Annotated in this window: 8 protein-coding genes; all 8 read right to left on the minus strand. The window is 69.5% G+C overall.

All coding sequences use genetic code 11. From position 1 onward, the window contains the following. Window positions 1-950, minus strand: a 950-nt coding sequence (gene whiA, locus QZV72_RS04365; RefSeq protein ID WP_297005735.1) for a DNA-binding protein WhiA, incomplete at its 3' end; no start/stop codon positions are given. Further along, window positions 947-2,008 (minus strand): uridine diphosphate-N-acetylglucosamine-binding protein YvcK, encoded by a 1,062-nt coding sequence (yvcK, locus tag QZV72_RS04370; protein WP_297005747.1) that lies wholly within the window; start codon window positions 2,006-2,008, stop codon window positions 947-949. The genes whiA and yvcK, both read right to left, overlap by 4 nt. A 50-nt stretch (window positions 2,009-2,058) precedes the next feature. Next, window positions 2,059-3,015, minus strand: a complete 957-nt coding sequence (gene rapZ / locus QZV72_RS04375) for an RNase adapter RapZ (protein WP_297005737.1) — start codon at window positions 3,013-3,015, stop codon at window positions 2,059-2,061. A 10-nt stretch (window positions 3,016-3,025) separates the two neighbouring features. Then, on the minus strand, window positions 3,026-5,074 hold the full coding sequence (uvrC, locus tag QZV72_RS04380; protein ID WP_297005739.1) for an excinuclease ABC subunit UvrC: 2,049 nt from the start codon (window positions 5,072-5,074) through the stop codon (window positions 3,026-3,028). Window positions 5,075-5,084: 10 nt separating this feature from the next. Then, window positions 5,085-5,579, minus strand: a complete 495-nt coding sequence (locus tag QZV72_RS04385) for a PH domain-containing protein (RefSeq protein WP_297005741.1) — start codon at window positions 5,577-5,579, stop codon at window positions 5,085-5,087. Between the two features lie 72 nt (window positions 5,580-5,651). Further along, complete coding sequence (ribH, locus tag QZV72_RS04390) at window positions 5,652-6,134, minus strand: 6,7-dimethyl-8-ribityllumazine synthase (protein WP_297005743.1); 483 nt, start codon at window positions 6,132-6,134, stop codon at window positions 5,652-5,654. 9 nt (window positions 6,135-6,143) lie between these two features. After that, a complete protein-coding gene (locus tag QZV72_RS04395) occupies window positions 6,144-7,391 on the minus strand; it encodes a bifunctional 3,4-dihydroxy-2-butanone-4-phosphate synthase/GTP cyclohydrolase II (RefSeq protein WP_297005745.1) in 1,248 nt (415 codons plus the stop codon). After that, window positions 7,388-8,032 carry a riboflavin synthase gene (locus QZV72_RS04400; RefSeq protein ID WP_297005746.1) on the minus strand — a complete coding sequence of 215 codons (645 nt, stop codon included), beginning with the start codon at window positions 8,030-8,032 and terminating at the stop codon, window positions 7,388-7,390. Before QZV72_RS04400 ends, QZV72_RS04395 begins: the two co-directional genes overlap by 4 nt. Window positions 8,033-8,106 lie beyond the last annotated feature (74 nt).

An 8,106-nucleotide genomic window follows, 5' to 3' on the forward strand; every position in this document is an offset into this window, starting at 1 on the left:
ACGCCCAGTTCCTCGGCACGGCGGTCCGCCATCGTCAGCAACCGACGGATCCGTCCGGCCACCGCGTCCTTCGTCATCGGCGGGTCGGCGAGCTGACCGAGCTCCTCCAGGGATGCTTCACTGTGCCGCACCCGCAGCGCACCGGCCTGCTGCAGATGTTCCGGCACGTCGTCGCCCAGCAGCTCGAGCGCCAGTTTCACCCGGGCCGCGGCCATTGCGGCGGCCCGGGCAGACCGACGGAGGTTGGCGTCGTCGAAATTCGCCATACGGTGGGAGCTGGCGCGTTCCTCCCGTCGCCGACGCTGCTCCTCCCAGCGGATCCTGCCCCGTGGTGCACCCATGTGCTCGAGCAGGTCACCGACGGACTCCGCGTCACGGACGAGCACCCGGTGCATCCCGCGGACCTCTTTCGCCTTCGCCGTCACACCGATGCGGCGGGCCGCACCCACCAGGGCGAGTGCGGATTCGTTGCTGGGGGTCGTGACCTCCAGCACCGCCGGACGACCCGGGGCGCCGACCGTGCCGCGGACCAGGAACGCTCCCCGCCACGCGGCGGCGCACTGTTCGGCGCTGCCACCGATGATGAACGGTGGCAGGCCCCGGACCGGATGCCCACCACGGTCGATGAGCCCGGTGCGCCGGGACAGCTCGGTGCCGCCGTGCGACCACCGGAGACGGTGGTGACCGGGCTCTTCCGCCCCGGCGTCCGGGACACAGCCCCGGTCCGCGACGATGTCGAACAGCTCGTCGATCGCGGTGGCGAGTCGGTGGGCGGTACCGGCGTCCTCGATCTCCGCCTCGACGACGATCTCCCCGTCGACGAGGTGGAGGGAGCAGGTGTAGCGCAGCAACGAGGCGACCTCCGCGGTGAGCACCTTCGGTGAGCTCACCGTGACCCGCAGCAGTTCCCTCCGGACGTCAGTGGTGAGTGTCTGGGACGGCACCGTCATCTCATCTCTCCGGGGGTCGTCGTGGACGGGGTCCCGGACAATGCCTCTGCGGTTGTCGCCCCGGCGGCTGCCGTGGTGCCGGTTCCCCCGAACTCACGGAGGACGTCGGCGAGTTTCGAGGGTGAGTGCCGGTCGGTGAACCTGCCCCGGTCATCGTCCTCCCGGACATCCCGGTAGAGCACCCTGGCCCCCAACCGTTCAGCGGCACGTTCCAGGTGACGCCGTTCCTTGGAGGACTGGACGGAGTTCCGGTCGACCACCACCACGTCGACTCGCAGTGACGGGCTGTGCTGGAGGAGCATGTGGATGTGCCGTTCCATGGAGAACCCGTTGGTCTCGCTGGACTCTGCGACGAGGTTCATCAGCACCACGCGGGTGGCGGTGGTCCGTGCCAGAGCGTCGACGATGCCGGGGATGAGCAGGTGCGGGATCACCGAGGAGAACCAGGACCCCGGACCGAGTGTCACCAGGTCGGCGTCGAGGATGGCCTGGACGGCCTCGTCGGTGGCCGGGGCGTCCTGAGGGATCAGCCGGACCCGCCGCACCGTGCCGAGGGTGGACGCCACGGCGACCTGGCCACGGACCGCGGTGACCTCCCTCGGATCATCGCCGAGGCCCTGGACCTCGGCCTCCAGGTCGAGCGGTTCCGGGGACATCGGGACCACCCGGCCCCGGATTCCCAGCAGCTCCCCGAGTTCGTCGAGAGCCGCGATGCTCGACCCCATCACCTCGGTGAGCCCCCCGAGGATGAGGTTGCCGACCGCGTGGCCGGCGAGCGCGCCGTGCCCGCCGAAGCGGTGCTGCAGGGTGTGCTCCCACAGATGGCCGCGGGGGGTGTCCCGCACCAGTGCCGCCAGCGCCATCCTCAGGTCGCCGGGCGGGAGGGACCCCAGCTCCCGACGCATCCGCCCGGAGGAACCGCCGTCATCGGCGACCGTGACGACGGCGGTGACATAGTCCGCGACACCACGGGCGGCCCGCAGGGTCGCGAAGAGACCGTGCCCGCCACCGAGGCTGGCGATCCGGTCGAGGGTACGCTCCCCGGCGGCGGCCGAGATGTCCTCGACCGGGAGTCCGGGATCGTCAGGTCCGGTCAGGTCGGTGATCGTCACTTCCGTCCACCGTCCTTACCACTGCTCCCCGGCCCGGCCTGACCACCCGGATCCACGAACCTCACCAGATCGCGGTGGACGGTGCGGACGTCCAGGTCCGGGAGCTCCCGGAGCCGACGCGCCAGGGCCTCGGCCACCGCCGGGCTGCGGTGCTGACCACCGGTGCAGGCGATACCCACGGTGATGAACCGCTTCCCTTCCCGCCGGTACCCGGGCAGCGCAGTCTCCAGGACCGTGGTCACCGCGTCCAGGTAGGCTTCCGCCTCAGGCCGGTCGAGCACGTAGTCGGCGACGGCGGGCTCCAGGCCACTGTGCTCCTTGAGCTCCGGGACCCAGTAGGGGTTCGGCAGGAACCGTGCGTCGAAGAGCAGGTCGAGGTCGCGCGGTGCACCGTTCTTGAAGCCGAAGGACTGCACAGTGACGTGCTCCCGTCGGTCGCTCAGCGCGGTGAAGTAGTCTTCCAGTTCACGACGCAGGTCATGGACGCTGGTGCCGGTAGTGTCGATGACGACATCGGCCCGGCGACGGATCCCCCGCAGCATGTCCCGCTCCCGGTCGATACCTGCCTGGAGGGTCTCCCTGCCCTGCAGTGGATGGGTCCGGCGGACCTGACCGTAGCGGCGGACGAGGGTGGCGTCGTCGGCGTCGAGGAAGAGAACGACGGGGCGGCGTCCGGAATCATGCAGGCCGGCGAGGACCTCGGTGAGGGAACCGACGAAATCGCGGGAACGGACGTCGGTGACGATGGCGAGACGCTCCACCGGCGAATCGGACTCGAAACTGAGCTCCACCATCCGCATGATGAGTTCCGGGGGGAGGTTGTCGGCGACGTACCAGCCCATCTCCTCGAGAACGGTGGCGGCCTCCTTGCGTCCGGCACCGGACATGCCGGTGATGAGGACGAGGGACGCCTCCTGTCGGGGCTCGGTGGAGGGTTCGCGGTGGATGTCCATGCCGACCATCCTAACCGCCGCTGTTCTCCTCCGGTGCGAGGGCGGCCATCACCGCGGCGGCGAGCTTCGGACCGAATCCGGGTAGTCCGGCGACCGCCTCCTCCCCCGCCTCCCGGACCTTCGCCACCGACCCGAAGGCGGTGACCAGCTGGGACCGGCGCTTCGGCCCGAGGCCCGGCACCTCGTCGAGGACCGACCGGGTCATCCGCTTGCCGCTGCTGGCACGGTGGAAAGTGATGGCGAAGCGGTGTGCCTCGTCACGGATCTGCTGCACAAGGTAGAGCGCGGGCGAGTTACGGGCGATGATCACCGGGTACTCGTCACCGGGAACCCACAGCTCCTCGAGCCGCTTGGCGATGCCGACCAGCGTGACGTCAGTGATCCCGAGTTCGTCGAGGACGGCCTGCGCCGCCTCCACCTGGGGGCGGCCACCGTCGACGATGAACAGCTGGGGCGGGTACGCGAACCGCCGGGCACCCTTCTCCGCCTCCGCGACACTGACCTCTCCGTCGAGGCGGTCACCGGCGTCATCCCCGGCGGGGACTGCGGTGCGGTCCTCCCGGTAGCGGTGGAACCGCCGACGTACGACCTCCGCGATGGACGCGACATCGTCGGAGTGTCCGTCGCCGGCAGCCTCCCGGATACGGTAGCGACGGTAGTCGGACTTGCGGGGCAGTCCGTCCTCGAAGACCACGAGGCTCGCGACGACGTCGGTGCCCTGGATGTGGGAGATGTCGGTGCACTCGATGCGTAGTGGCGGCTCATCCATCCACAGCGCCTCACGGAGCTCCTCCAACGCCGCCGACCGGGCGGTGATGTCGCCGACCCGGGCGAGCTTGTGCTGGCGCAGCGCCTGGGCGGCGTTCTCCCGGGCGGTGTCCATCAGGGCCTTCTTGTCGCCGCGCTGCGGGAGACGCACCGTGACCCGGGCACCGCGGAGCTCGGTGAGCCAGGCGGCGAGCCCGTCGATGTCCTCAATCTCGGAAGGGTCGACCGGGACGAGAATCTCCCGCGGCACCGGTTCCAGGGTCACCTCGCGGGATGTCGCCGCCCGCGAGTTACCGCCGACAGCAGACTCGGTGGCGTCGGCGAGCTCGGCGGACTGACCGTAGAACTGGGTGAGGAAGTCCGCCAGGAGGGCCGGTGTCCCGGCGTCCCCGGTGGCGTCGCTGTCCCCGGTGACGTTCTCGACGACCCAGCCACGCTGTCCGCGGATACGCCCGCCACGGACGTGGAAGATCTGGACGGCGGTCTCCAGGTCGTCACCGGCGGTGGCGATCACGTCGGCGTCGGTGTCGTCGGAGAAGACCACGGACTGCTTCTCCATGGCCGAGCTCATGGCCCCGAGTTGGTCGCGCAGCGATGCCGCGCGTTCGAAGTCGAGGTCCGCGGCGGCGGCCTCCATATCCTGTCGCACGTCGCGCATGACCCGCTCGGTACTGCCACCGGCGAGGAACGAACAGAAGCCGTCCACGAGCTCCATGTGTTCCGCCGGTGAGACCCGTCCGACACACGGAGCGGAGCAGCGGTCGATGTATCCGAGCAGGCAGGGGCGGCCCAGCTGTTCGTGGCGACGGTACACCCCGGCAGTGCAGGTTCTCACCGGGAAGACGCGGGTCAGTGACTCGAGGGTCTCCCGGATGGCCCAGGCCTTCGGGTAGGGGCCGAAGTAGCGGACCCCCTTCCTCCGCGGGCCTCGGTAGAGAAAGGCACGCGGGTACTGTTCCTTCACACTCACCGCGAGCATCGGGTAGGTCTTGTCGTCGCGGTACATGACGTTGTACCTCGGGGCGAATTTCTTGATCCACGTGTACTCGAGGTTCAGGGCCTCGAGTTCGCTGGCGACGACCGTCCACTGGACATGGTCGGCGGAGAAGACCATGGTGCGGATCCGGGGGTTGAGGTGCAACGGGTCCTGGAAGTAGTTGGACAGCCGGTTGCGCAGATTCTTCGCCTTGCCGACGTAGAGGACGCGGTCGTCGGCGTCACGGAACGTGTAGACGCCCGGACTCGTCGGGATCGTCCCCGGAGCTGGACGGTAGGAGGCGGGATCGGCCATCGGCGTCCCCCTACTCGTCGGGCATGTAGCGGTCCTCGAGGCGACGGAAGGCCTCGACCTTCTGCGCCACGGTGGTCTTGTCGCCGATCTGGAAGGCCATCATCGGGACGAACTCGAAATCCGGGAGTTCCAGCCGGGCCCACCGTGAGTTCCGGGGGAACGACAGCCCGTAGATCATCTGCCAGGGGTAGAACTTCGTGCCGAGGACGTTGCGGACCTCCACCCCCCGGGCGTTGACGCGCACCCTCGGCCGGGTCAGGGTCAGGGCGGCGGCGGAGAACAGCAGGCCCAGTCCGATGAAGGCCCACTGGTCGACAAGACTCACGGTGGCGCCGGTGTCCCCCACGGCGGAGACGACACCCATGAAGATGTGCACCGCCATGATCACCACGACGGCGACCCAGGCGACCTTCTTCAGGTATGCGGACCGGACGGTCAACAGCCACCCGTCGTCGCTCGCGGGGGTCGGTACCGTGGTCTTCGCAGTAGAATCAGCCGTGCTCACGTCCGCCCACGTTACCCCGGTCCGTCGGTCGGGGCCCAACTGCCCCGGCGACCGCACCGCGACCGGGGGCGGTCAGCCGCGCGCCCGGATGTCGCGGATGACCAGCAGGGTGTGCAGGGCGGCCCGGGCGGCGTCGGCGCCCTTGTCCTCGACCGCCCCCTCCACTCCGGACCGGTCGACGGCCTGCTGCCGGTTCTCGACGGTCAGGACCCCGTTGCCGACCGGCCTGCCGGTGTCGAGGCTGACCCGGGTCAGACCGTCGGTGACGGACCGGCAGACATAGTCGAAGTGGGCGGTGTCACCGCGGATGACACAGCCGTTGGCCACGACGGCGTCATGCGTCTTCAGCGCCTCGGCGACGGCGACGGGCAGTTCCACGCACCCGGCGACCCGCCAGTCGTCGACGGCGACGCCGAGGTCCTTGAGGGTGCGCACGGCGTGGGCGTGGAGGCGGTCGGTGATCGCCGCGTTCCAGGACGCGGAGATCACGGCAAGGCGGAATCCGTCGCCGGATCCGGGGCGCAGGGTGAGGTCGGCGAGGCCGTCGGCTGCCATGGGAACTCCTTAGTTGGTCAGGGAATCGAGCTGGTGGCCCATGCGGTCACGCTTGGTGCGCAGATAGGCCTCGTTCTCCGGGTTGGGGGGCAGGTCGATGGGTACCCGGCGGACCACCGACACCCCGTGCTTCTCCAGGTCGAGCCGCTTGGCGGGGTTGTTGGACAGCAGGGCCACCGAACGGACACCGAGGTCACGGAGGATCTGGGCGGCGGCGCTGTACTCGCGGGAGTCCACCGGCAGCCCCTGGACGGTGTTCGCGTCGACGGTGTCCAGACCACGGTCCTGCAGGTTGTACGCGGTGAGCTTGGGGAGGAGGCCGATGCCACGACCCTCCTGACCACGCATGTAGACCAGCACGCCGCGGCCGGAGTCGGCGATGCGGTCGAGGGCGGCGTCGAGCTGTTCGCCGCAGTCACAGCGGCGGGAGCCGAAGACATCACCGGTGAGGCATTCGGAGTGGACGCGCACGAGCACGTCCTCACCGTTGTCTGCCGCCGGGTCTCCGACGACCAGGGCGATGTGCTCCACCCCGTCGACGACACCGCGGTAGGCCACCGCCCGGAAGTCGCCGTGGCGGGTGGGCAGCCGGGTCTCGACCTCGCGGGTGACGACGGGGGTGTTCACCCGGCGCCACTCGGCGAGCTGCTCGATGGAGACGAGGGACAGGCCGTGCTCGTCGCAGAAGCGGCGCAGCTCCGGTAGTCGGGCCATGCCGGTCGGGTCGTCGGTGGAGACGACCTCACAGAGGACGCCTGCCGGACGCAGCCCCGCCGCCCTCGCCAGGTCGATGGACGCCTCGGTGTGGCCGACGCGTTCGAGGACGCCGCCGTCCCTGGCCCGCAGCGGGACGACGTGTCCGGGGCGGTGGAAGGTGTCGCGCACGGACGCCGGGTCGGCGAGCTTGCGGATGGTGGTGGAGCGGTCCACCGCGCTGATGCCGGTCGTGATGTCCTCGGCGGCGTCCACGGTGACGGTGTAGGCGGTGCCACGGACATCCTCGTTGCGGGCGACCATGGGCGGCAGGCCGAGCCGGTCGGCGTCGGCGTTGGTGAGCGTGGCACAGATGTAGCCCGACGAGTGCCGCACGGTGAAGGCGATGAGTTCGGGGGTCGCCTTCTCGGCGGCGAAGATGATGTCGCCCTCGTTCTCCCGGTCTTCGTCGTCGACGACGACGACGGCTTTCCCGGCGGCGATGTCGGCGATGGCGTCCTCGATGGGGTCGAGCAGTGAGGTGCGCTGTGCTGATTCGCTCACTTGGTGGTTCCTTCCGTGGTTGCCTCGGCGGTGGCCTCCAGCAGTCGTTCGGTGTATTTGGCGAGTACGTCACACTCGATGTTGACGCGGTCGCCGACGGTGAGGTCACCCAGGACCGTCTCAGCGAGGGTGACGGGGATGAGGGAGACCTCGAACCAGCCGTCACCGACCGGTCCAACCTCAGCAACAGTCAAGGATGTGCCGTTGATTGCGATGCTGCCCTTCTTTGCGACGTAGCGGGACAGGGCAGCGTCCTCCAGTCGGAACCGGAGCACCTCCCACTCGCTGCCCGGGGTGCGGGACTCAAGTACCGCGGTGCCGTCGACGTGCCCCTGGACGATGTGGCCGCCGAGGCGTCCGCCGGTGGCGGTGGCACGCTCGAGGTTCACCCGGTCGCCGACGGTGAGCCCGCCGATGGCGGTGTAGTCGAGGGTGACCTGCATACAGTCCGCCCAGAAGCCGGGGTTCCCGCCGTCCGTGTCGAACTCGGTGACGGTGAGGCAGACGCCGTTGACCGCGATGGAGGCGCCGTGGACGGCGTCGGCGATGACCGTGCTGCAGGTGATGCGGAGACGTTGGGCGTCCGCCGTACGCTCGACGGCGGCGACGGTCCCTGTCTCCTCGACAATGCCAGTGAACATGACGGTCAGTCTAAGCCACCGTCGGCTGCGTCACCCCAACGGGGACTCCAACGGAACGCCACCAGAACGCCACC

Source organism: uncultured Corynebacterium sp., from assembly GCF_902782855.1.
GTDB lineage: Bacteria > Actinomycetota > Actinomycetes > Mycobacteriales > Mycobacteriaceae > Corynebacterium.